We start from the raw sequence: 21,289 nt of genomic DNA on the forward strand, positions 1-21,289 counted from the left end.
CCCGGCCGGCCCCGGTGACGCGGTGATCGTCGGCGTCGGCATCGACGTCGTCGACGTCGAGCGCTTCGGGGCGACGCTCTCGCGGACGCCGCGGCTCGGGGACCGGCTGTTCACCGTGTCCGAGCGTGTGCTGCCGCTCAACTCGCGGGCCGCCCGGTTCGCGGCCAAGGAGGCGCTGGCCAAGGCGCTGGGCGCCCCCGTCGGGCTGCACTGGCACGACGCCGAGGTGGTCCGGGGCGAGGACCGCCGGCCGGCGTTCCGGTTGCGGGGCACGGTCGAGGCGGCGGTCGCCGACCTCGGCATCACCGCCATCCACGTGTCGCTCTCGCACGACGCCGGCATCGCCTCGGCCGTCGTCGTCGCCGAGCGCGAGGAGGGGCTGCGATGATCGCGGGCTGGTCGACCGAGGACGTCTACGCCGCCGAGGAGGCGCTGATGGCGACCCTCGACGACGGTGAGCTGATGGCGCGGGCCGTCGAGGGCCTGGCCGCGGTGGCGGCGGCGCGGCTCGAGGAGCGGGGCGGGCGGACGGTCGCGGCGCTCGTCGGGCCCGGGAACAACGGAGCCGACGCCCTCTTCGCGGCGGCCCGGCTCGCCGAGGCCGGGTGGAACGCCGTCGCCCTCCATCACGAGACCGTGCACCCGGGTGCGGCGGCCGGGGCCCGCGCGGCGGGGGTCGTCGTGACGACCGACCCGCGGGCGCTGGCCGAGGCCGACGTCGTGCTCGACGGGGTCCTCGGCATCGGCGCCCGGCCGGGGCTGCCGGACTGGGCGCGGGCGTGGGTGGCCGCCGTGCCGGACGCCGCGCACGTCGTCGCCGTCGACCTGCCGTCCGGCCAGGACCCCGCCGGAGTGGTCTTCGACCCCGCGGGCGTGATCGCCGACGAGACCGTGACCTTCTCGGTCGCCAAGCCGGTGCACCTGCTGCCACCGACCGAGCAGGCGTGCGGGGTGCTCACCGTCGTGGACATCGGGCTCGAGGTGGCGACCGACCCGGTGGTGCGTCGGCTCGACCACGACGACGTGGCCCGGCGGTGGCCGGTGCCGGTGCCGAGCGACGACAAGTACTCGCGCGGTGTGGTCGGGGTGGTCGCGGGCGGCGAGTCGTACACCGGCGCCGCCCTGCTGTGCACGACCGCGGCCGTCGAGGCAGGGGCGGGGATGGTGCGCTACGTCGGCACGCCGACCCCGTCCGGCCTGGTGCGCGCCCACGTGCCGGAGGTGACGCACGGGGTCGGCCGGGTGCAGGCCTGGGTCGTCGGTCCCGGGCTCGACACCACCTCGCGGGCGGCCGGGTCGAAGGCCCAGCTCGACGCGGCCCGCGCGGCGCTGGCGGGGCAGGAGCCGGTCGTCGTCGACGCGGGCGGCCTCGACCTGCTCGACGACGACGTGCTGCGTGGGCGGCGCGGGCGGGTGACCCTGCTGACACCGCACGCGGGGGAGTGCGCACGCCTGCTCACGCGGCTCACCGGCGAGGAGGTGGAGCGCGCGGACGTCGAGGGGGCGCCGCTGGAGTCGGCCCGGCGCCTGGCGTCGGTCACCGGCGCGACGGTGCTGCTCAAGGGGGCCACGACGCTGGTCGTCCCGCCGGAGGAGGGGGCGCCGGTCTGGTCGCAGTCGGACGCTCCCGCCTGGCTGGCGACGGCCGGGGCAGGGGACGTGCTGGCCGGGCTGCTCGGCGTGCTGCTCGCCGCCGGGCTGCGCGCCGACGAGGCCGGGGCGCTCGGGGCGCTCGTCCACGGTGTGGCGGCCGAGCGGGCCAACCCCGGCGGGCCGGTGCGGGCGCTCGCCGTGGCGCAGGCGGTGCCGGGGACCGTGGCGGCCCTGCTCCGCCGCCGCTGAGCACCCGGCTACGCCGCAGTAAGCGCTGTCATCACGACAGTTACTGCGGCGTAGCCCGCGATGGAGCCCGCGATGGAGGCGGCGATGGAGGCCGGGCGCGGCGGGCTTGCCGGGCCGGACGACCACGGGGGCCGCCGGCCCGGATGGTCACCGGGGCCAGCCGTCCGAACGGACAGGGCGCCACCTGCCCGGACGGTGACCCCACCGCAGCCCTAGACTGGTGCGGCTCATGACCGATGCTCCCGCCCCGTCCGCACCCGCCTCCGCGGGTGCTTCCGCGTGGGTCATCGTCGACGCGGCCGCCATCCGCGACAACGTCGCCGAGCTCGTCCGCCGGGCCGCCCCCGCGGGGGTGATGGCCGTCGTCAAGGGCGACGCCTACGGCCACGGGCTCGTCACCGCGGCGCGCGCCGCCCTCGCCGGGGGCGCCACGTGGCTCGGCGTCGCCCAGCTCGAGGAGGCGCTGGCCCTGCGCGCCGCCGGGGTGCAGGCCCCCCTCCTCACCTGGATCTACCCGCCCCAGGCCGACCTCGGCGCCGCCCTCGACGCCGGCGTCGAGCTCACCGTCGGCAGCGCCTGGAACCTCGAGGCGGTGCTCGCGGCCGCCCGCGAGCGTGGCTTCACCGCCCGCGTCCAGGTCAAGGTCGACACCGGTCTCGGCCGCGGCGGCGTGCTCACCGACTGGACCGAGGTCACCGCCGCCCTGGCCCGGGCCGTCGCCGAGGGCGCCGTCGAGGTCACCGGCACCTGGTCGCACTTCGCGTGGGCCGACGCGCCGCAGCACCCCACCGTCCGGGCCCAGCAGGAGCGTTTCGTCGAGGCCGTCGCCGAGCTCGAGCGCGCCGGGGTCGACCCGGGCCTGCGCCACCTCGCCAACTCGGCCGCCACGCTGACCAACCCGAGCGCCCACTTCGACCTGGTGCGGCCCGGCCTCGCCGTCTACGGGCTCTCCCCGGTCCCCGACCTCGGCCGCCCCGCCGACTTCGGCCTCCGCGAGGCGATGCGCGTCACCGCGCGGCTCACCCAGGTCAAGCGGGCCCGCGCCGGCCAGGGCGTCAGCTACGGGCACGAGTACACGACCGACCGCGACACCGTCCTCGGCCTCGTCCCGATGGGGTACGCCGACGGCATCCCGCGGCACGCGGGCAACAGGGGCCCGGTGCAGGTCGGCGGCCGCCGGTACACGATCGCCGGCCGGGTCTGCATGGACCAGTTCGTCCTCGACCTCGGCCCGGACTTCGGTGGCGCCCCCGGCGACGAGGTCACCGTCCTCGGCCGCGGCGCCGACGGCGAGCCGACGGCACAGGACTGGGCGGAGGCCGCCGGCACCATCAACTACGAGGTCGTCACCCGGATGGCGCCGCGGCTGCCCCGGGTGGTCGTCGGGGGCGAGGCCTGATGCCCGCCCTCCCGGCAGGCGGTCCGCTCGCCCTCGTCGGCGCCGTCGGCGACCGCGTGCGCCGGGGCCGCAGCGTCCGTCCCGAGCTCGGCGACCCGGCCCAGGGGTGGGAGCACACACCGACCGAGGCCCTCGTCGTCACCACCGACGACGGTGTCGACCTCCACGTCGAGATCGACGCGCCCCGCACCGCCAGCCGCGGCCAGCGACACCTCGCAGGCCGCGCCCCCACCGTGGTCCTCGTCCACGGCTTCGCGCTGACCATGCAGTCGTGGGTGCTCCAGCGACGCGAACTGCTCGAGCAGGGCCTGCGCGTCGTCACCTACGACCAGCGCGGGCACGGCCGGTCCTCGCTGCCCGACCTCGCCTCCTGCACCGTCGAGCGGCTCGGCCTCGACCTCGCTCGGGTGGTCGAGGCGACCTGTCCCAGTGGGCCGCTCGTCCTCATCGGCCACTCGATGGGCGGGATGAGCGTCATGTCCTTCGCCGGCCAGCACCCCGACGTCGTGCGCGACCGGGTGCTCGCGGTCGGTCTCGTCTCGACCTCGCCCGGGGGTCACGAGGTGACCGAGTTCGGCCTCGGCCCGCTCGCCGGCCGGGTCGTCGGCTCGCTGGGGCCGGGCGTGCTGACCCGCCTCTCGCGGCACGCCGGCCCGATCGGCATGCTGCGCCGGATGGGCAAGGGTGTCCAGGACCTCGCCGTCGCGCGCTGGGCCTTCGACTCCCCGGTCAGCCCGGCCCTCGTCGACCTCGTCGCCGAGATGATCTTCGCGACGCCCTTCGACGTCATGGCGGCCTTCCTCCCGGACATCGACGGCCTCGACCTCGTGCCGTCGCTCGGAGCGCTCGCCGGCGTCGAGCTGCTCGTCATGAACGGCGCCGGCGACCTCATCACGCCGCCGTCGCACTCGGAGGAGATCGTCCGGCACGTGCCGGGGGCGGAGCACGTGGTCGTCCGCGACGGCGGCCACCTCCTCATGCTCGAGCACCCCGCGATCGTCACCGAACAGCTCGTCGCGCTCGTCCAGCGGGCTCGCCGAGCGGTCGCCGAGGGCGTCCCGGTGAGCAGCAAGCCGCGGGTCCGCCGCACCGTCCAGGACATGTCGAAGAAGCGGCGCGCCGCCCGGGCCCGCCGGGAGGCCGCCTCGTGAGCGCCCGACGGTTCGTCCTCCCCGAGGTCGACGACACCCGCGAGCTCGGCACCGCCCTCGGTGGTCTGCTGCGGGCCGGCGACCTCGTCGTGCTCACCGGCACCCTCGGCGCGGGCAAGACGACACTGACCCAGGGCCTGGGCGCGGCGCTGGGCGTGCGTGGAGCCGTCACCTCACCGACCTTCGTCATCGCCCGCGTCCACCCGTCGACGGTCGGCGGCCCGCCGCTCGTCCACGTCGACGCCTACCGGCTCGGCGGCAGCCTCGAGCTCGACGACCTCGACCTCGACGCGAGCGTCGCGGAGTCGGTGACCGTCGTCGAGTGGGGCCACGGCCTCGCCGAGGGCCTGGCCGAGGACCGCCTCGAGCTCGTCCTCGACGTCGACCCCGCCACGGAGGTGCGGACGGCCACGGTCACCGGCGTCGGGGGACGGTGGGCCGGCTCCGACGACGGCGGGCCCGACCCCCTCGAGTCCCTCGGAGGAGAGCCGTGCTGACCCTCGCCATCGACACCTCGACCTCGGCGATCGGCGTCGCGGTGGCCCGGCCCGGAGCCCCCGCCGTCACCGCCGTCGCGATCGACCCGCGCAAGCACACCGAGCTGCTCGCCCCGCTGGTCGAGCAGGCCCTGGCCGAGGCCGGCGTCGGCGTCGGAGACGTCACCGACATCGCAGTCGGCACCGGGCCCGGCCCGTTCACGGGGCTCCGGGTGGGGATGGTCACCGCGGTGACGATGGGGTACGCCCTCGGGGTGCCGGTGCACGGTGTCTGCTCGCTCGACGTCCTCGCCGAGCAGGCCCTCACCGCCTCCGACGCCGACGAGCTGCTCGTCGCCACCGACGCCCGCCGCCGGGAGGTCTACTGGGCGCGCTACGCCCGCGACGCGGACGGCGCTGCCCGTGCCCTCGACGCCCCGGCCGTCGACGCTCCGGCCCACCTCCCGGAGCGCACCCGGATGCTCCCGGTGGCGGGTCGCGGGCCGCTGCTCTATCCCGATCTGTTCCCGGCGCCGCTGCCCGAGGTCCTCGACGTCGACCCCTCCGTCCTCGCCAGGATCGCCGGCCGCCGGCTCGCCGCCGGCACCCCGATGCCGGTCGAGCCGCTCTACCTGCGTCGCCCCGACGCGCTGACCACCGCGGAACGCGCGGCCCGATGAGGTCGGCCCCCACGCTCCGCGTGGCCCCCGCGCTCCGCGACGCGCGCTGGCCCGACCTCGGCGGGCTGGCCGCGCTCGAGACGACCCTGTTCCCGGACGACGCCTGGTCGCCCCCGTCGTGGTGGGCCGAGCTCGCCGCACGTCCGCGCCGCGACTACGTCGTCGCCGAGGCCGACGGCGCGTTGGTCGGGTATGCCGGCCTGGACCACGGCGGCGAGGTGTCGGACGTGATGACGGTCGCCGTGGCCCCCGCCGCCCGCGGCCGCGGCCTCGGTCGCGCCCTCGTCGACGAGCTCGAGCGGCGGGCGGCCGCCCGCGGGGCCGCGCACGTCATCCTCGAGGTGCGGGCCGACAACGCCCCCGCCACCGCCCTCTACAGCCGCGCCGGGTACACCGTCATCGCCACCCGGCGCGGCTACTACCCGGGCGGTGTCGACGCCCTCGTGATGCGGAAGACCTTGCAGCAGAAGGGAGCCACTGATGGCTGACGAGCCTCTCGTCCTGGGCATCGAGACCTCGTGCGACGAGACCGGCGTCGGGCTCGTCCGTGGCGAGACCCTCCTCTTCGACGCCATCGCGAGCAGCGTCGACGAGCACGCGCGCTTCGGCGGGGTCGTGCCCGAGGTCGCCAGCCGTGCGCACCTCGAGGCGATGGTGCCGACCATCGAGCGCGCCTGTCGCGAGGCCGGCGTCACCCTCCGCGACGTCGACGCCGTCGCCGTCACCTCCGGGCCCGGCCTCGCCGGCGCCCTCATGGTCGGCGTCGCGTCGGCCAAGGCCCTCGCCCTCGCCCTCGGCGTGCCGCTGCACGGCGTCAACCACCTGGCCAGCCACGTCGCGGTCGACATCGTCGAGCACGGTCCGCTCCCCGAGCCCACCCTCGCGATGCTCGTCTCCGGCGGGCACTCCTCGCTCCTCCTCGTGCCCGACGTGACGCACGACGTGCGCAGCCTCGGGTCGACGATCGACGACGCCGCGGGGGAGGCCTTCGACAAGGTGGCCCGCGTCCTCGGGCTGCCGTTCCCGGGCGGGCCGCACATCGACCGCGCCGCGACGGAGGGTGAGGTCGTCATCGACTTCCCGCGGGGCCTGACGACCGGCCGCGACATGGAGAGGCACCGCTTCGACTTCTCGTTCTCCGGACTCAAGACCGCCGTCGCTCGATGGGTTGCCGCCAAGGAGGCTGCCGGAGAGGCGGTTCCGGTGGCCGACGTCGCCGCCAGCTTCCAGGAGGCGGTCACCGACGTGCTGACCCGCAAGGCGGTCCTCGCCTGCCGCGAGCACGGCGTCGGCCACCTGCAGATCGGTGGCGGGGTCGCGGCCAACTCCCGGCTGCGGGCGATGGCGCAGGAGCGGTGCGACGTCGCCGGCATCGAGCTGCGCGTGCCGCGGCCCAAGCTCTGCACCGACAACGGCGCGATGGTCGCCGCGCTCGGGGCCCAGATGGTGCTCAAGGGCCGCCCGCCGTCGGACCTCGGCATCCCGGCGGACTCCTCGATGCCGGTCACCGAGGTCTCCGCCTGACCGGAGCGGCGCGGCGGTCCGTCAGGCGTCGCCCGGGGCGAGCCACGCGTGGACGAGGGGCACGACCGACGCGCCCTCGCCGGTGGCCGCGGCGACCCGCTTCATCGACCCGGCCCGCACGTCACCGGCGGCGAAGATGCCGGGGGCGCTGGTCGCGAGGTTCTCCGGGGGCAGGCCGTCCGCCCAGAGCGACTTCGGGACGTCGCGCCCGGTGAGGACGAAGCCGCGCTCGTCGCGGGCGACCTCAGGGGGCAGCCAGCCGCAGTGCGGCTCGGCGCCGAGGAGGAGGAAGAGCCCGTACGCGGGGCGTCGGCGCCGCTCGCCGGTCTCGGTGCTCTCGAGGACCACCCAGTCGAGGCGCCCCTCGCCGCCGGCGTCGACGACCCGGGTGCACGTCTCGACCGAGATCCGCGGGTTGAACTCGATCTCGCCGACGAGGTAGGCGGACATCGTCTCGGCGAGGGCCGGCCGGCGCACGACGACGGTCACCGAGCGGGCGAAGCGGGCGAGGTGCACGGCGGCCTGCCCGGCCGAGTTGCCGCCGCCGACGACGACGACGTCCTGGTCCTCCATCTCGCGGGACAGCGACATCGCCGCGCCGTAGTTGACGCCGCGGCCGACGAGCTGCTCGACCGCGGGCACGCCGAGCGAGCGGTAGCGGACCCCGCTGGCGACGACGACCGAGCGGGCGGCCAGCTCGAAGTCGGTGCCCAGCAACCGGTGCGGCGCACCGTCACACCCGGCGACGAGCTGCTCGACCTCCCAGCCGGTGTGGAAGCGCGTGCCGAAGCGCAGGGCCTGGTTGCGGGCCCGCTGGGCCAGGCGCATCCCCGAGACCCCGCGGGGGAACCCGAGGTAGTTGCGGATCATCGAGCTCGTGCCGGCCTGCCCGCCGATGGCGCTGGAGTCGAGGACGACGGTGCTCAGGCCCTCGGAGGCGGCGTACACGGCGGTGGCGAGGCCGGCCGGGCCGCCGCCGACGACCGCGACGTCGACGACGTCGCGGCGGGTCTCGGCGTCGAGGTCGCGCTCGGCCCGGGTGTCGAAGAACGAGCGGGCGACCTGGCTGACCGACGTCGCGACGACCGGGTCGCGGTTCGCGGCCCACACCCTCGGGTAGCCGGCGTCGGCCGGGAAGTGCTCGGCGACGTGCCGCCCGATCTCGCTGTCCGGCAGCGCGACCCGGCTGGGCAGCCCCATCCGGTCGAAGAAGTCGCGGATCTGCTGGGCCACGACGTCGCCCTCGGGCGCCACGATCTTCGCGACGACGACGTCCGGGTCCGTCGAGGTCCAGTTCCAGTCGCTGAGCAGCTCGGTGACCGCGTGGTGGAACTCCTCGTCGCGCACCCCGCGCGGCATGAGGAGGTAGGCGTCGTACTTGCCCTTGGCCATCCCGGCGCGCAGCCCCGGGGCGTCGGCGAGGAACCGGTCGAAGGGAGCCACGACGAGCCGGCGCGCGTTCGGGACCAGCTGGCGCCACTGGGCGAACGCGGCGAGGACGTTGTCCTCGTCGGGCAGCCGCGAGTCCGAGACGACCATCGCGACCGGCCGGCCCTCGCCGACGACACCCTCGATGACGCGGCAGGCCTCGGCGCAGGAGGTGGCCGTCCGCAGGTCGTACTCGCGCGAGTAGCGCCAGAACTCCTCCCGCAGCGCCTCGGCGTGGTCGCCGGAGACGAGGACGAGGGCCGGGGCGTCGGGGGCCTGCGCAGCGGGTCGGGTGTCGCTCACCCCGTCGAGCCTAGGCGAGGACCTCAGTCCTGGGGAGGGCCTGCGTCGCCGGAGCAGGGCAGCAGCCCCATCCGGTCCTTGAGGGCCAGCACGCGGTGCACCGAGTCGTCGACCTTCGCCGCGAACCCGTCGTCGGCCGCCGCCTTCGCGGCGAGCGCGTCGAGCATCACCGGTGCCACCGAGGCGTCGCCGGTGAGGACGATGTCGCCGCCCGCGGCGAGGAAGCGGACCGCGCGCTGCGCGGGCGCCACCGAGGCCACGGCCTCGGCGTTGACGTCATCGGTGATGACGACGCCGTCGAAGCCGAGCTTCGTGCGCAGCAGGTCGGTGACGATCGGCGCGGAGAACATGGCGGGCACCCCGGGGTCGAGCTTCGAGTACCGCGCCGAGCCGACCATGACGAGCCCGGCGCCGGCCTCGACCCCCGCCGCGAACGGCTGGAGGTAGGGGTCGTCCGCGGTCGTCGTGTCGTCGGTGATGCCGGTGCTGTTGAAGTCGGTGTTGTTGCGGATGCGCCCGAGCCCGGGGAAGTGCTTGACCGTCGCCTCGACCCCGCCGTCGAGCATCCCCTTGATGAAGGCCGCGCTCGCCTTCTCGACCGTGGCCGGGTCGGAGCCGTACTCGCGGTGGTACCGGCCGATCGGCCCGTTGGCCGTGCCGATCGACGCGGGCACGGTGTCGGTGACCGGAGCGAGGTTGACGTTGACCCCAGCGGCCTTGAGCTGCTGGGCCCACCCGGTCGCGGCCCTGGTCAGGGCGGCCGCCGACATCTCGGCCTGCTCGCTGGCCGTGGGCGGCCGGGTGAACCCCTCACCGCGCAGCTGGTGCACCTCGCCGCCCTCCTGGTCGGCCGCCACGAGGAGGCCGACACCGGCGGTGGACTTCTGCGTGACGAGCCCCTGGAGGTGCTCGGAGGTGCGGGTCACCTTGTCGGCCCCGTCCCAGCCGCCGAGGTAGATGACGTTGCCGACGTGGTCCGCGCCGATCCGCCCGTCCAGCGCGGTGAGGGAGGCGACCGTGTCGAACCCGACCATGAGCAGCTGGCCGATGCGCTGCTCCTCGCTCATCGCGTCGAAGGTCGCCTCGGCGCAGGTGGGGGTGGGCGTGGGGGTCGGAGTGGGCGTGGCCGACGGGGTCGCGGAGGTCGACGCGGGCGGGCTCGTCGGGGCCGCCTCGGGGCTCCCGGTGGAACAACCGGCGAGGGTGATCGCCAGCGCCCCGGTGAGGGCGACGAGGGGGGTCGTCCGTGACGGAGGGGTGGGGATGGTCACCCGACGACGCTACGGGACCGCCCGGGGATCCACGGAATCGCGCTGGTCGGGCGGCACGCCGGGACACCGTCGCCGGACCACGCTCCGATCCGCCATGATCGTCCTCGTGCAGGGCCTTCCCGTGGTGCTCGACGTCGACACCGGGGTCGACGACGCCTGCGCGCTGCTCCTGGCCGCCCTGCACCCCGGGCTCGAGCTGCGTGCAGTCACCTGCGTCGGCGGCAACGCGCCCCTCGTCGACGTCGTCCGCAACACCCTGACCGTCCTCGAGATGGTCGAGCGCACCGACGTGCCGGTCGGCGTCGGCGCCTCCCGGCCGCTCCTCGAGGACCCGGTCGACGCGCGGCACGTCCACGGGTCCGACGGGATGGCCGACCTCGGCCTGCCTCCGCCGCGGACGGCGCCGGACCCCCGCATCGCCGTCGACCTGCTCCGCGACACCGTCGAGGAGGCCGCCCACAGCGGCCGCCCGGTCACCCTCGTCCCGCTCGCGCCGATGACCAACATCGCCCTCTTCGCCCGGCTCCACCCGGCCGCGTTCGCCCGGCTGGAGCGCGTCGTCTTCATGGGCGGGGGCGCCACGGTCTCGAACGCCACCGCCGCGGCCGAGTTCAACGTCTTCCACGACCCCGAGGCGGCGGCCGTCGTCCTCGACGCCTGCGCCGTCCACGAGGTGCCGGTGACGATGTACGGGCTCGACGTCTTCTACGAGCCGAAGGTGACCGACGCCCAGGTCGAGCGGCTGCGCGGCATCGACACCGCGGCCGCCCAGCTCGCGGCGGCGCTCATCTCCTTCCACCACCGGCGCTTCGCGAGCGACGGTGCGACGATCGGGGACGCCGGAGCCGTCGCGATGCTCCTCGCCCCGGACGCGGTGCGCACCGAGCGGCTGCCGGTGCGGGTCGAGCTCTCGGGCACCTGGACCCGCGGCCGCACGATCGTCGACACCCGCGACTGGAGCGGCGACATGGACCACGACCCCCACGGGCCGGCGCCGGCGAGCGTCGACGTGGCCCTCGACATCAACGGACCCTGGGTCGCCGACGTGTGGCTGCGGACCGTCGGAGGTGAGCAGTGGTGAGCGGACGCGTCCTCGTCCTCGGCTCGCTCAACGTCGACCTGGTGACCCGGGTGGAGCGCCACCCGCGGCCCGGGGAGACCGTGCTCGGCGAGGGGCTGCGACGCCTCGCGGGCGGCAAGGGGGCCAACCAGGCGGTGGCCGCCGCCGCGGCCGGGGCGGACGTCGCGATGGCCGGGTGCGTGGGAGACGACGACGGGGGTGCGGCCTACCGCGAGCGGCTGGCCGCTCGGGGCGTCGACGTCTCGGCGGTGCGCGTCGTCGAGGGGGTCGAGACGGGGCACGCGCTCATCCAGGTGTCGGCGGACGCGGAGAACTCGATCGTCGTCGTCCCCGGCGCCAACCACGCCCTCGACGAGCGCGAGGTCGCGGCGGTCGACGCCCTCGGCCCCGGCGACGTCCTCGTCCTCCAGCTCGAGGTGCCGTTCGCCGTCGTCTGCACGGCGGCCCGTCGCGCGGCCGGCCGCGGCGCCCGGGTGGTCCTCAACGTCGCCCCGTGGGCCTCGCTGCCCCCGGACGTCGTCGCCCTCGCCGACCCCGTCGTCGCCAACGAGCACGAGATGCAGGCGCTCGCCGAGGCCGGCGCCCAGCCGGCCTCCCTCCTCGTCACCTTCGGCGCGAACGGCGCCTCGTGGGACGGCGTGACGGCGCCGGCCCATGCCGTCCCGGCCGACGAGGTGGTCGACACGACCGGCGCCGGCGACGCGTTCTGCGGTGCCCTCGCCGCGGCGCTGGCCCGGGGTGACGAGCGCGACGCCGCGCTCGCCGCCGCCCTGGCCGCGGGCGCCGACGCGGTGCGCCGGGAGGGAGCGCAGCCAGATCCCTACCTGTGAGTAACCTCTCCGCGGCGCAGCCGCCCACGCAGCCCCGGACCGTGCCATCGTGACCTGATGGCTGCCACCGACGCCGTCCGGACCGCCGACTCCACCCCCGGGACCCCGCCGCCCCTCGTCGCCGACGTCGCCGGCCTGCGGGCCTTCCTCGACGGGCCGTACGCCGCGGTGCGCGACGAGGTCCGTGCCGCCCTGACCGAGCACGCCGGTCTCCTCGACGAGCGGGTCGACCTCCCGCGCGACGAGCTGCGCCGGCGGGTGCGCGACCTCGTCGTCGAGATCGGGGCGCGGGGTCAGGCCGCCCACGGCTTCCCGCGTGAGTTCGGCGGTGGCGGGGACATCGGGGCCTCGATCGCCTCGTTCGAGACGCTCGCGTACGGGGACCTCTCGGTCCTCGTGAAGTCGGGCGTGCAGTTCGGTCTCTTCGGCGGTGCCCTGCTCCAGCTCGGCACCCGGGCCCACCACGAGCGCTACCTCCCGGACGTCCTCTCCGGGCGCCTGCTCGGCTGCTTCGCGATGACCGAGACCGGCCACGGGAGCAACGTCCAGGCCCTCGGCACGACGGCCACCTACGACCCGGCGACGGACGAGATCGTCGTCCGCACGCCGGACGACGCCGCGCGCAAGGACTACATCGGGGGCGCTGCGCAGGACGGCGAGCTCGCCGTCGTCTTCGCCCAGCTCGAGGTCGGTGGCGAGCGGCACGGGGTGCACGCGGTCCTCGTCCCGCTGCGCCGCGACGGCGAGGTGCTGCCCGGCGTCCGCGTCGAGGACTGCGGGGCCAAGCTCGGGCTCGAGGGCGTCGACAACGGACGGCTGTGGTTCGACGATGTCCGCGTCCCGCGCGAGAACCTCCTCGACCGGTTCGCCACGATCGACCCGGACGGCACCTACCGCTCGAGCATCGAGAACCCCGACCGACGCTTCTTCACGATGCTCGGCACCCTCGTCCAGGGCCGGGTCAGCGTCGGCGGCGGGGCGGTCGGGGCCTCCAAGGTCGCCCTCGAGATCGCCGTCCGGTACGCCCTGCGCCGGCGCCAGTTCGAGGCGCCCGGCGGCGAGCAGGAGACCCTCCTCCTCGACTACGGGATGCACCAGCGCCGCCTCCTGCCGCTCGTCGCCCGGGCCTACGCCCTGAGCGCGGCGCAGGAGGAGGTGGCCCGGCAGCTGCACGCGGTGTTCTCCCCGGACACCCCCGAGGCCGACGAGCGGTCCCGCCGCGCGCTGGAGTCACGGGCCGCCGGCACGAAGGCGCTCGCGACCTGGCACGCGAGCGAGGCCATCCAGGAGTGCCGTGAGGCGTGCGGCGGGGCCGGCTACCTCGCGGCCAACCGGTTCGCCGCGCTCAAGGCCGACACGGACGTCTTCACGACCTTCGAGGGCGACAACCACGTCCTCCTCCAGCTGGTGGCCAAGGGCCTGCTCACCGACTACTCCTCGGAGTTCGAGGACCTCGACCAGCGCGGGATGGTCCGCTTCGTCGCGTCGCTCGCGGTGGAGACGCTCGTCGAGCGCACCGCCGCGCACCAGCTGTTCGAGCGGATCCGCGACGTCCTGCCCGGCGGCCGCGACGGCTGGGACCAGGAGGCCGGGCTGCTCGACCCCGACTACCAGCTGGCGATGCTGCGCTTCCGCGAGGAGCACCAGATCTCCGGGGTCGCCCGGCGGCTCAAGGCCGGGGTGGATGCCGGCCGCCCGGCCGGCGAGGTGTTCGGCGAGGTGCAGGACCACGTCATCTCGGCCGCGCGCTCGCACGTCGAGCGGCTCGTCCTCGAGGCGTTCGTCGCGCGGGTCCGGGCGTTGCCGGCGGGGCCGGACCGCGACGTGCTGACCGCGCTGTGCGACCTCCACGCCCTGACGACGATCGAGGCCGACCGTGGCTGGTTCCTCGAGCACGGCCGGCTCTCGGCGCCGCGCTCGAAGGCGATCACCCGTGAGGTGTCCGCCCTGCTGCGCCGGCTGCGGCCGGTGGCGCTCGAGCTCGTCGAGGCGTTCGGCATCCCGGCCGAGGTCCTCGGCGCCCGCGACCTCGTCGGCCCCTGACGCCACGGCGCCACCCGGGTGACCCGACTTCTTGCGAAGAACCCACCTCCTCGGGGGCTCCGGGAGGCCCGGACGGTGGGCGATTCGCAAGAAGTCGGGTGTGGGCGGGGTCGGTAGCGCCGGCGGTCGGGGCGGTCAGGTGGTGGCGGGGGCCTCGGCGACGGGCACCGGGTCGACGACGATGGCCGTCTGCTGGCCGGCCACCCGGGTGAGGACGACCGTCGCCTGCGCGCCGTCGCCGGCCCGACGGCCGATCTTCAGCTGGCGGCGCAGCTCGTCGTCGTCGAGCCGGACGCCGCGCTTCTTGACGGTGAGCCCGGTGATGCCGTGCTGGGCCAGCCAGGCCCGCAGCGTCTTGACGGTGAACGGCATCGACTCGCGCACCGCGTAGCGGCGGGCGAACGGGAGGTCGACCTCCGCCTCGGACAGGACGTACCCGAGGCCGCGGTCGACCTCGACCCCGAGCGTCGCGCCGGTCACCGCACCGAGCAGGCCCGCCTGGGTGACGGCGCGGTCCGGCTCGTAGAGCCAGGCCCCGATCGACCCCGGACCCTCGGCGACCGGCGGGTCGGGCTCGGCCATCGTCTCGTCGACCTCGACCGGGGAGCGCCCGGGCATGAGGATGCGGGCGCTGCGGCCGGGCCGGTGGGCGAGCGGTCCCCACCAGACCGCGCACTCGAGCACGTCCCCGCCGTAGCTCGTCCACTGCGCCTCGGTGCCGAGCGGGATGGCGTCGTGCGGCATCGACGGGGAGAGCTTGGCCCCGGTGGCCGGCACGGCGGTCGCCACCTGGAGGACGAACTGCCAGCTCGGGCGGATCTCGTCGAGCCGGAAGACCCGCTTGATCCGCCCGTGTCGTCCGGTCCGGCCCGGCACCCGGCGGGCCGGGTCGAGCCACACCCCGACGCGGGAGCGCAGCGGGTCGCGCGGCGCCTCGAACTCCTCGGCGTACCCCTCCCGGGCGCGGGAGTCCGGCCACGGCCGCAGGTTGGTGTCGGCGACCGCCGCCGTCACCGGGTCGATGTCGACCCCGTGCACGGTGACGCCGAGGGCGGACATCGCGACGGCGTCGCTGCCGATGCCGCACCCGAGGTCGTGGACCGTCGCGAGGCTCGCGTTGTAGTAGCGGCCGGCGTGGGTCGCGGCGACCTCGAGGCGGGAGGCCTGCTCGAGGCCGTCCGGGGTGTAGAGCATGTCGCGGGCGAACTCGCCGAACTTCGCGACGGCGCGCGACTGGAGGCGCTGCTGGGTGAGCAGGGCGGCGACGAAGTCCGGGGAGTGGCCCTCGCGGCGCAGCCGCTCCTGGAGGGCGAAGACGGCGGCCGGGTCGTACGGCGGGAGGGAGCGCAGGAGCTCCTTGCCGTCGGGCGATCCCAGCGCTCGCACGATGCCGACGTCCACGGCCGCACATCCTGCCATCCGATGGTGACCGCGACCCTGTGAGCCCCGACCCGACCCGGGCACGGACCGCCGCCGGCGGCGCGGCTGGCACTCGAGTTGACCGAGTGCTAAAGCGCGGCCTAGATTTGCCTCATTGGCACTCACCGACGGTGAGTGCCAGCGCACCCGGTTCGATCTCGACCCCCGCGACGGCGAGCCCGGCCCGGACCGCGCAGTCCCCGTCCACTTCGACTCATCCCACAGGGGAGGAGCACACCGTGTCGGTTTCCATCAAGCCGCTCGAGGACCGCATCGTCATCAAGAGCCTCGAGGCCGAGCAGACCACTGCTTCGGGTCTGGTCATCCCGGACACCGCGAAGGAGAAGCCCCAGGAGGGCGAGGTCCTCGCCGTCGGCCCGGGTCGCATCGACGACAAGGGCAACCGCGTCCCGCTCGACGTCCAGGTCGGCGACCGCGTCATCTTCAGCAAGTACGGCGGCACCGAGATCAAGCACGGCGGTGAGGAGTACCTCATCCTCTCCGCCCGTGACGTGCTCGCCGTCGTCGGCTGAGCACCACCGCTGACCCCGTGAGCGCGTCCCGGCGGCCTCGTGCCGCCGGGGCGCGTCCGGCATCCCCGTAAGACCCACGCGACGGGCCGGGCGCCACCGCGCCGCCCGTCACCCCAGCAAAGGACACCCATGGCCAAGGAACTGGAGTTCAACGACTCCGCCCGCAAGGCGCTCGAGCGGGGCGTCGACGCCCTCGCCAACGCCGTCAAGGTGACGCTCGGCCCCAAGGGCCGCAACGTCGTCATCGACAAGAAGTGGGGCGCCCCGACCATCACGAACGACGGCGTGACCATCGCCCGTGAGGTCGAGCTCGAGGACGCCTACGAGAACCTCGGCGCGCAGCTCGCCAAGGAGGTCGCGACCAAGACCAACGACATCGCCGGTGACGGGACGACGACCGCGACGGTCCTCGCCCAGGCGATGGTCAAGGAGGGCCTGCGCAACGTCGCGGCCGGCGCCGCCCCCTCGGGGCTCAAGCGCGGGATGGACCAGGCCGTCGAGGCCGTCTCCGCCCGCCTGCTCGAGACCGCCCGCGAGATCGAGTCCAAGGACGAGATCGCCCAGGTCGCCTCGCTCTCCGCCCAGGACCAGGAGATCGGCTCGATCATCGCCGACGCGTTCGACAAGGTCGGCAAGGACGGCGTCATCACCGTCGAGGAGTCCTCGACCGCCTCCACCGAGCTCGAGTTCACCGAGGGCATGCAGTTCGACAAGGGCTACATCTCCCCGTACTTCGTCTCCGACCCGGAGCGGATGGAGGCCGTCGTCGAGGACGCCTACGTCCTCATCAACCAGGGCAAGATCTCGGCCATCGCCGACGTCCTGCCGGTCCTCGAGAAGGTCGTCCAGTCGGGCAAGCCGCTCGTCATCATCGCCGAGGACGTCGACGGCGAGGCCCTCTCGACGCTCGTGGTCAACAAGATGCGCGGCACCTTCAACGTCGTCGCGGTCAAGGCGCCGGGCTTCGGCGACCGCCGCAAGGCGATGCTCCAGGACATGGCGGTCCTCACCGGCGGCCAGGTCGTCGCCGAGGAGGTCGGCCTCAAGCTCGACCAGGTCGGGCTCGAGACGCTGGGCCAGGCCCGCCGCGTCGTCGTCACCAAGGACTCGACGGTCATCATCGACGGCGCCGGTGAGTCCGCCGACGTCGAGGGCCGCGTCGCGCAGATCAAGCAGGAGATCGAGCGCACCGACTCCGACTGGGACCGTGAGAAGCTCCAGGAGCGTCTCGCCAAGCTGGCCGGCGGCGTCTGCGTCATCAAGGTCGGCGCGCACACCGAGGTCGAGCTCAAGGAGAAGAAGCACCGCATCGAGGACGCCATCTCCGCGACCCGTGCCGCGATCGAGGAGGGCATCGTCTCCGGCGGTGGCTCCGCGCTCATCCAGGCCGTGGCCGCGCTCGACGGGCTGTCCCTCGAGGGCGACGAGCTCGTCGGCGCGAACATCGTGCGCAAGGCCGCGGCCGAGCCGCTGCGCTGGATCGCCGAGAACGCCGGCCTGCAGGGCTACGTCGCCGTCGCGAAGGTCTCCGAGCTCGCCGCGGGCCAGGGCCTCAACGCCGCGACCGGCGAGTACGAGGACCTCGTCAAGGCCGGCGTCATCGACCCGGTCAAGGTGACCCGTTCGGCGCTGCGCAACGCGGCCTCGATCGCCTCGATGGTCCTGACCACCGACACCCTCGTCGTCGAGAAGAAGGAGGAGGAGCCGGCCGCCGCCGGTGGTGGCCACGGCCACGGGCACGGCCACTGAGCCTGCTCTCCTCGCACGACCCGCACGCCGCCCGGTCCCCGTCAGGGGGCCGGGCGGCGTCGTCCGTCCCACCTCACGGCGACTTCTTGCGGAAAACCCACCTCTGGGACGGCTCAGGACGCGCTCGACGGTGGGAGATTCGCAAGAAGTCGGGTGGGTCGGGTCGTAGGGTCGGGGGATGCGGCTGCTCGGTGTCCTCGGCGGGATGAGCTGGACCTCGACCGAGGCGTACTACCGGGGCCTCAACGTCGGCGTGGCGACGCGGCTCGGGGGGCTGCACTCGGCCCGCCTGCTGCTGCACTCGGTCGACTTCGCCCCGGTGGCCGAGGCGCAGCACGCCGGCGACTGGGACGACACGGCCCGTATCCTCGGTGCGGCCGCCCGCGGTCTGGCGGCCGGGGGAGCGGAGGCGCTGCTCCTCGCGACGAACACGATGCACACGGTCGCCGGCGAGGTGGAGGCAGCGGCCGGCATCCCGCTGATGCACATCGCCGACCCCACGGCCGACGCCCTGCTGGCCGGCGGGCACCGCCGGGTGGGGCTGCTCGCCACGCGGTTCACGATGGAGCAGGAGTTCTACCGCGAGCGGCTGGAGGCACGAGGCCTCGAGGTGCTCGTCCCGGACGCCGCGGACCGCGTTCTCGTCCATCGCGTCATCTACGACGAGCTCGTCCACGACGTCGTCCGGCCGGAGTCGCGCGAGTCCTACTTCGAGGTCGTCGGACGGCTGGTCGCCGACGGCGCGGACGCGGTCGTCCTCGGATGCACCGAGATCGGCCTGCTCCTGCACGACGGGGACGCCGCGGTGCCACTGCTCGACACCACGGCGCTGCACGTGGCCGCCGGCGTCGACTGGCTCTGCGCCGAGCATCCCGACTGATTGCGCCTGACCCACCTCGAGCGGCCCGACACGGGCGCCTCGAGGTGGGTTCCGGGCAATGAGTCGAGGAGGAGGGGAGCGCTCGGGCGTTCAGGAGCCCGGGGTGACGCGCAGGCTCCCGCCGCCGTCGAGGGCGACGACGTCGCCGACGCGCACCTGCCGGCCGCGACGGGTGTCGACCTCGCCGTTGACCGACACCAGGCCCCGCTCGATGACCTCGCGGGCGGTCGCGCCGTCGTCGACCAGCCCGCTCAACTTGAGCAGCTGGCCGAGCCGGATCGACTCGTCGCGGATCGGCACCTCCAGGTCGTCGCTCACGCGGCTCAGGCTACGCGGCGGGTGCCGGCCCCGGCGACGAGAAACCGCGGGCGCGTCGTGGGCTCTCGCCCCCACGACGCGACCCGCGGTCGGCGGGGGCGGCGGACCGTGGGCTCTCGCCCCCACGGTCCGCCGCCGCCCTCACCGGCCCCCCGGAGGGCCGGCGGGTTCCCGCGTGGGCGGGAACCTGTTCGTGCGGCGTCCCTCAGGACGCCAGGTGGCGCTGGCGCGCGTAGACACTCTCTCGTTCGTCCTCGGTGAGCCCGCCCCAGACCCCGTAGGGCTCCCGGACGGCGAGGGCGTGCTCCCGGCACTGCTCGATGACCGGGCAGCCCAGGCAGATCTCCTTCGCGGCGGTGGCGCGGCGGTGGCGCTTGCTGCCCCGCTCACCCTCGGGGTGGAAGAACACCTCTGGGCCGACCCGACGGCACGCGCCGTCCAGCTGCCAGTCCCACAGGTCGGCCACAGGGCCGGGAAGCCGGGTGATCTCGGCCATGTCCACCTCCACGCAACACCGCGCCGACGCTCCTCGGCGACGGCAGGTGCAACGCTATGGGCGGTTTTCCACAGGTGGGGCAAGCGTCGGGTAAGGCTTTGGTCAAGGGTTGGGGGAGAAGGACCCTCGAGCTCGTCCGATCGGTGGATGCGCCCTCGTCCGAGGGGCCGACACGGCGCCACCCACGGCGTCGGGGCAGCCTGCGGGCCGCATTCGGTGACTCCGGGCCGGGGCCGTAGAATCGGGCGATGAGCCTCGGACTCGACGAGACCAGCGCCACCACCGACCTCCCCGGTCGCGAGGACCCGCGACCCTCCGCCGACGCACCCCTGGTGCCGGCGGCCTCGGCCGAGCCGGTGCAGTCCGGCCCGTTCGCCGAGCTCGGCCTCACCTACGACGACGTGCTGCTGCAGCCGGGCGAGACCGACGTCATCCCGAGCGAGGTCGACACCACCTCGCGGCTGACCCGGGAGATCTCGCTGCGGGTCCCCCTGGTCTCGGCGGCGATGGACACCGTCACCGAGGCCCGGATGGCCATCGCGATGGCCCGGCACGGCGGCCTCGGCATCCTGCACCGCAACCTCTCGATCGAGGACCAGGCCTACCAGGTCGACCTCGTCAAGCGGACCCAGACCGGGATGATCCCCAACCCGGTGACCATCGGCCCGGACGCCACCCTCGAGGAGCTCGACGAGATCTGCGGCCGCTACCGCGTCTCCGGCCTGCCGGTCGTCGACCCGGGCGACCACCTCCTCGGCATCGTCACCAACCGCGACCTGCGCTTCACCCCGGTCGCCGAGTGGGGGCACACGCTCGTGCGTGACGTGATGACCCCGATGCCGCTCATCACCGGGCACGTGGGCATCGGCCACGCCGAGGCGACCCGCCTGCTGCGCCAGCACAAGCGCGAGCGGCTGCCGATCGTCGACGACGAGGGCCGCCTGCGCGGGCTCATCACCGTCAAGGACTTCGTGAAGTCCGAGCAGTTCCCGCACGCGAGCAAGGATTCCGCGGGCCGGCTGCTCGTCGGCGCCGCCGTCGGCTACTTCGGTGAGGCGTGGGAGCGCGCGACGACCCTCGTGGAGGCCGGGGTCGACGTGCTCGTCGTCGACACCGCGCACGGCCACGCCCGGCTGCTCCTCGAGATGGTCGAGCGGGTCAAGAAGGACCCCGCCCTGCGGCACGTGCAGGTCATCGGCGGCAACGTGGCGACGCGCGCCGGGGCTCAGGCGCTCGTCGACGCCGGGGTCGACGCCGTCAAGGTGGGGGTCGGGCCGGGCTCGATCTGCACGACCCGCGTGGTCGCGGGCGTCGGCGTCCCGCAGGTCACCGCCATCCACCAGGCCTCGCTGGCCTGCGGCCCCGCCGGCGTCCCGCTCATCGGCGACGGCGGCCTCCAGTACTCCGGCGACATCGCCAAGGCGCTCGTCGCCGGCGCCGACACCGTGATGGTCGGCTCGCTGCTCGCCGGCTGCGAGGAGAGCCCGGGCGAGCTCGTCTTCATCAACGGCAAGCAGTTCAAGGCCTACCGCGGCATGGGCTCGCTCGGGGCGATGAGCTCGCGCGGGAAGAAGTCCTACTCCAAGGACCGCTACTTCCAGGCCGACGTCACCTCCGACGACAAGATCGTCCCCGAGGGCATCGAGGGTCAGGTCGCGTACCGCGGACCGGTCGGTGCCGTCGTGCACCAGCTCGTCGGCGGCCTGCACCAGTCGATGTTCTACGTCGGCTCGCGTACCGTCCCCGAGCTCAAGGCGCGCGGACGGTTCATCCGGATCACCACGGCGGGCCTGCGCGAGTCGCACCCGCACGACATCACCGGCATCGTCGAGGCGCCGAACTACTCGTCCAAGGGCTGACCTCGCC

At 74.7% G+C, this 21,289-nt stretch carries 20 protein-coding genes; 15 read left to right on the plus strand and 5 right to left on the minus strand.

Annotated features, from left to right (window positions below):
- Positions 1-22: 22 nt before the first annotated feature.
- From PKA89_RS00570 to tsaD, 8 genes are all read left to right on the plus strand, one after another.
- Positions 23-388, plus strand: coding sequence for a holo-ACP synthase (locus PKA89_RS00570; protein ID WP_324415526.1), 366 nt, complete (start codon positions 23-25; stop codon positions 386-388).
- Complete coding sequence (locus PKA89_RS00575; RefSeq protein WP_324415528.1) at positions 385-1,842, plus strand: NAD(P)H-hydrate dehydratase; 1,458 nt, start codon at positions 385-387, stop codon at positions 1,840-1,842. The genes PKA89_RS00570 and PKA89_RS00575 overlap by 4 nt, the downstream gene beginning before the upstream one ends.
- Before the next feature lie 229 nt (positions 1,843-2,071).
- Positions 2,072-3,241 carry an alanine racemase gene (gene alr, locus PKA89_RS00580; protein WP_324415530.1) on the plus strand — a complete coding sequence of 390 codons (1,170 nt, stop codon included), beginning with the start codon at positions 2,072-2,074 and terminating at the stop codon, positions 3,239-3,241.
- Positions 3,241-4,392 (plus strand): alpha/beta hydrolase, encoded by a 1,152-nt coding sequence (locus tag PKA89_RS00585; protein ID WP_324415533.1) that lies wholly within the window; start codon positions 3,241-3,243, stop codon positions 4,390-4,392. The genes alr and PKA89_RS00585 overlap by 1 nt, the downstream gene beginning before the upstream one ends.
- The gene (gene tsaE / locus PKA89_RS00590; RefSeq protein ID WP_324415535.1) at positions 4,389-4,889 is read left to right on the plus strand and encodes a tRNA (adenosine(37)-N6)-threonylcarbamoyltransferase complex ATPase subunit type 1 TsaE; all 501 of its coding nucleotides are present in this window, start codon (positions 4,389-4,391) and stop codon (positions 4,887-4,889) included. Before PKA89_RS00585 ends, tsaE begins: the two co-directional genes overlap by 4 nt.
- Positions 4,883-5,548 carry a tRNA (adenosine(37)-N6)-threonylcarbamoyltransferase complex dimerization subunit type 1 TsaB gene (tsaB, locus tag PKA89_RS00595; RefSeq protein WP_324415537.1) on the plus strand — a complete coding sequence of 222 codons (666 nt, stop codon included), beginning with the start codon at positions 4,883-4,885 and terminating at the stop codon, positions 5,546-5,548. Before tsaE ends, tsaB begins: the two co-directional genes overlap by 7 nt.
- 20 nt (positions 5,549-5,568) lie before the next feature.
- A complete protein-coding gene (gene rimI / locus PKA89_RS00600) occupies positions 5,569-6,036 on the plus strand; it encodes a ribosomal protein S18-alanine N-acetyltransferase (RefSeq protein WP_324415540.1) in 468 nt (155 codons plus the stop codon).
- A complete protein-coding gene (tsaD, locus tag PKA89_RS00605) occupies positions 6,029-7,072 on the plus strand; it encodes a tRNA (adenosine(37)-N6)-threonylcarbamoyltransferase complex transferase subunit TsaD (RefSeq protein ID WP_324415542.1) in 1,044 nt (347 codons plus the stop codon). Before rimI ends, tsaD begins: the two co-directional genes overlap by 8 nt.
- A gap of 21 nt (positions 7,073-7,093) precedes the next feature.
- Here tsaD and PKA89_RS00610 read toward each other — a convergent pair whose 3' ends face one another.
- Together PKA89_RS00610 and PKA89_RS00615 are read right to left on the minus strand one after the other, a co-directional pair.
- Positions 7,094-8,803 carry an FAD-dependent oxidoreductase gene (locus tag PKA89_RS00610; RefSeq protein ID WP_324415544.1) on the minus strand — a complete coding sequence of 570 codons (1,710 nt, stop codon included), beginning with the start codon at positions 8,801-8,803 and terminating at the stop codon, positions 7,094-7,096.
- A 23-nt stretch (positions 8,804-8,826) separates the two neighbouring features.
- Positions 8,827-10,074, minus strand: a complete 1,248-nt coding sequence (locus PKA89_RS00615; protein WP_324415546.1) for a glycoside hydrolase family 3 N-terminal domain-containing protein — start codon at positions 10,072-10,074, stop codon at positions 8,827-8,829.
- 94 nt (positions 10,075-10,168) lie between these two features.
- Here PKA89_RS00615 and PKA89_RS00620 point away from each other — a divergent pair, with 94 nt between their 5' ends.
- Genes PKA89_RS00620 through PKA89_RS00630 form a run of 3 tightly spaced genes read left to right on the plus strand, consistent with a single transcriptional unit; the run spans position 10,169 to position 14,028 of the window.
- Positions 10,169-11,155 carry a nucleoside hydrolase gene (locus PKA89_RS00620; protein WP_324415548.1) on the plus strand — a complete coding sequence of 329 codons (987 nt, stop codon included), beginning with the start codon at positions 10,169-10,171 and terminating at the stop codon, positions 11,153-11,155.
- Positions 11,149-11,985 carry a PfkB family carbohydrate kinase gene (locus PKA89_RS00625; protein WP_324415550.1) on the plus strand — a complete coding sequence of 279 codons (837 nt, stop codon included), beginning with the start codon at positions 11,149-11,151 and terminating at the stop codon, positions 11,983-11,985. The genes PKA89_RS00620 and PKA89_RS00625 overlap by 7 nt, the downstream gene beginning before the upstream one ends.
- A gap of 57 nt (positions 11,986-12,042) precedes the next feature.
- Positions 12,043-14,028: an acyl-CoA dehydrogenase gene (locus PKA89_RS00630; RefSeq protein WP_324415552.1), complete on the plus strand. Its 1,986-nt coding sequence runs from the start codon at positions 12,043-12,045 to the stop codon at positions 14,026-14,028.
- Between the two features lie 135 nt (positions 14,029-14,163).
- Here PKA89_RS00630 and PKA89_RS00635 read toward each other — a convergent pair whose 3' ends face one another.
- Positions 14,164-15,429, minus strand: coding sequence for a class I SAM-dependent methyltransferase (locus PKA89_RS00635; protein ID WP_324415554.1), 1,266 nt, complete (start codon positions 15,427-15,429; stop codon positions 14,164-14,166).
- A gap of 257 nt (positions 15,430-15,686) precedes the next feature.
- Between PKA89_RS00635 and groES the strand changes: the two genes are divergently transcribed.
- From groES to PKA89_RS00650, 3 genes are all read left to right on the plus strand, one after another.
- Positions 15,687-15,980 carry a co-chaperone GroES gene (gene groES / locus PKA89_RS00640; protein WP_030528819.1) on the plus strand — a complete coding sequence of 98 codons (294 nt, stop codon included), beginning with the start codon at positions 15,687-15,689 and terminating at the stop codon, positions 15,978-15,980.
- A gap of 129 nt (positions 15,981-16,109) precedes the next feature.
- Positions 16,110-17,729, plus strand: a complete 1,620-nt coding sequence (groL, locus tag PKA89_RS00645) for a chaperonin GroEL (protein WP_324415558.1) — start codon at positions 16,110-16,112, stop codon at positions 17,727-17,729.
- Positions 17,730-17,907: 178 nt separating this feature from the next.
- Positions 17,908-18,609: an aspartate/glutamate racemase family protein gene (locus PKA89_RS00650; RefSeq protein ID WP_324415560.1), complete on the plus strand. Its 702-nt coding sequence runs from the start codon at positions 17,908-17,910 to the stop codon at positions 18,607-18,609.
- Positions 18,610-18,699: 90 nt separating this feature from the next.
- Here PKA89_RS00650 and PKA89_RS00655 read toward each other — a convergent pair whose 3' ends face one another.
- Together PKA89_RS00655 and PKA89_RS00660 are read right to left on the minus strand one after the other, a co-directional pair.
- Entirely contained in the window at positions 18,700-18,927 is a 228-nt protein-coding gene (locus PKA89_RS00655) for an RNA-binding S4 domain-containing protein (protein WP_324415562.1), read from the minus strand.
- 205 nt (positions 18,928-19,132) lie between these two features.
- Positions 19,133-19,423 (minus strand): WhiB family transcriptional regulator, encoded by a 291-nt coding sequence (locus PKA89_RS00660; RefSeq protein WP_324415564.1) that lies wholly within the window; start codon positions 19,421-19,423, stop codon positions 19,133-19,135.
- 248 nt (positions 19,424-19,671) lie between these two features.
- Between PKA89_RS00660 and guaB the strand changes: the two genes are divergently transcribed.
- Entirely contained in the window at positions 19,672-21,282 is a 1,611-nt protein-coding gene (gene guaB / locus PKA89_RS00665; RefSeq protein ID WP_324415566.1) for an IMP dehydrogenase, read from the plus strand.
- Positions 21,283-21,289: the final 7 nt, after the last annotated feature.

The sequence above is a fragment of the Phycicoccus sp. genome, assembly GCF_035325325.1.
In the GTDB taxonomy this organism is placed as follows: domain Bacteria; phylum Actinomycetota; class Actinomycetes; order Actinomycetales; family Dermatophilaceae; genus Phycicoccus.

Bases quoted from the DNA above. Each gene is read 5' to 3' on its own strand.
- PKA89_RS00630 (WP_324415552.1), top strand. From the start codon at position 12,043: ATGGCTGCCACCGACGCCGTCCGGACCGCCGACTCCACCCCCGGGACC.
- tsaD (WP_324415542.1), top strand. From the start codon at position 6,029: ATGGCTGACGAGCCTCTCGTCCTGGGCATCGAGACCTCGTGCGACGAG.
- guaB (WP_324415566.1), top strand. From the start codon at position 19,672: ATGAGCCTCGGACTCGACGAGACCAGCGCCACCACCGACCTCCCCGGT.
- PKA89_RS00585 (WP_324415533.1), top strand. From the start codon at position 3,241: ATGCCCGCCCTCCCGGCAGGCGGTCCGCTCGCCCTCGTCGGCGCCGTC.
- PKA89_RS00650 (WP_324415560.1), top strand. From the start codon at position 17,908: ATGCGGCTGCTCGGTGTCCTCGGCGGGATGAGCTGGACCTCGACCGAG.
- PKA89_RS00660 (WP_324415564.1), bottom strand. From the start codon at position 19,423: ATGGCCGAGATCACCCGGCTTCCCGGCCCTGTGGCCGACCTGTGGGAC.
- alr (WP_324415530.1), top strand. From the start codon at position 2,072: ATGACCGATGCTCCCGCCCCGTCCGCACCCGCCTCCGCGGGTGCTTCC.
- groL (WP_324415558.1), top strand. From the start codon at position 16,110: ATGGCCAAGGAACTGGAGTTCAACGACTCCGCCCGCAAGGCGCTCGAG.
- PKA89_RS00575 (WP_324415528.1), top strand. From the start codon at position 385: ATGATCGCGGGCTGGTCGACCGAGGACGTCTACGCCGCCGAGGAGGCG.
- PKA89_RS00620 (WP_324415548.1), top strand. From the start codon at position 10,169: ATGATCGTCCTCGTGCAGGGCCTTCCCGTGGTGCTCGACGTCGACACC.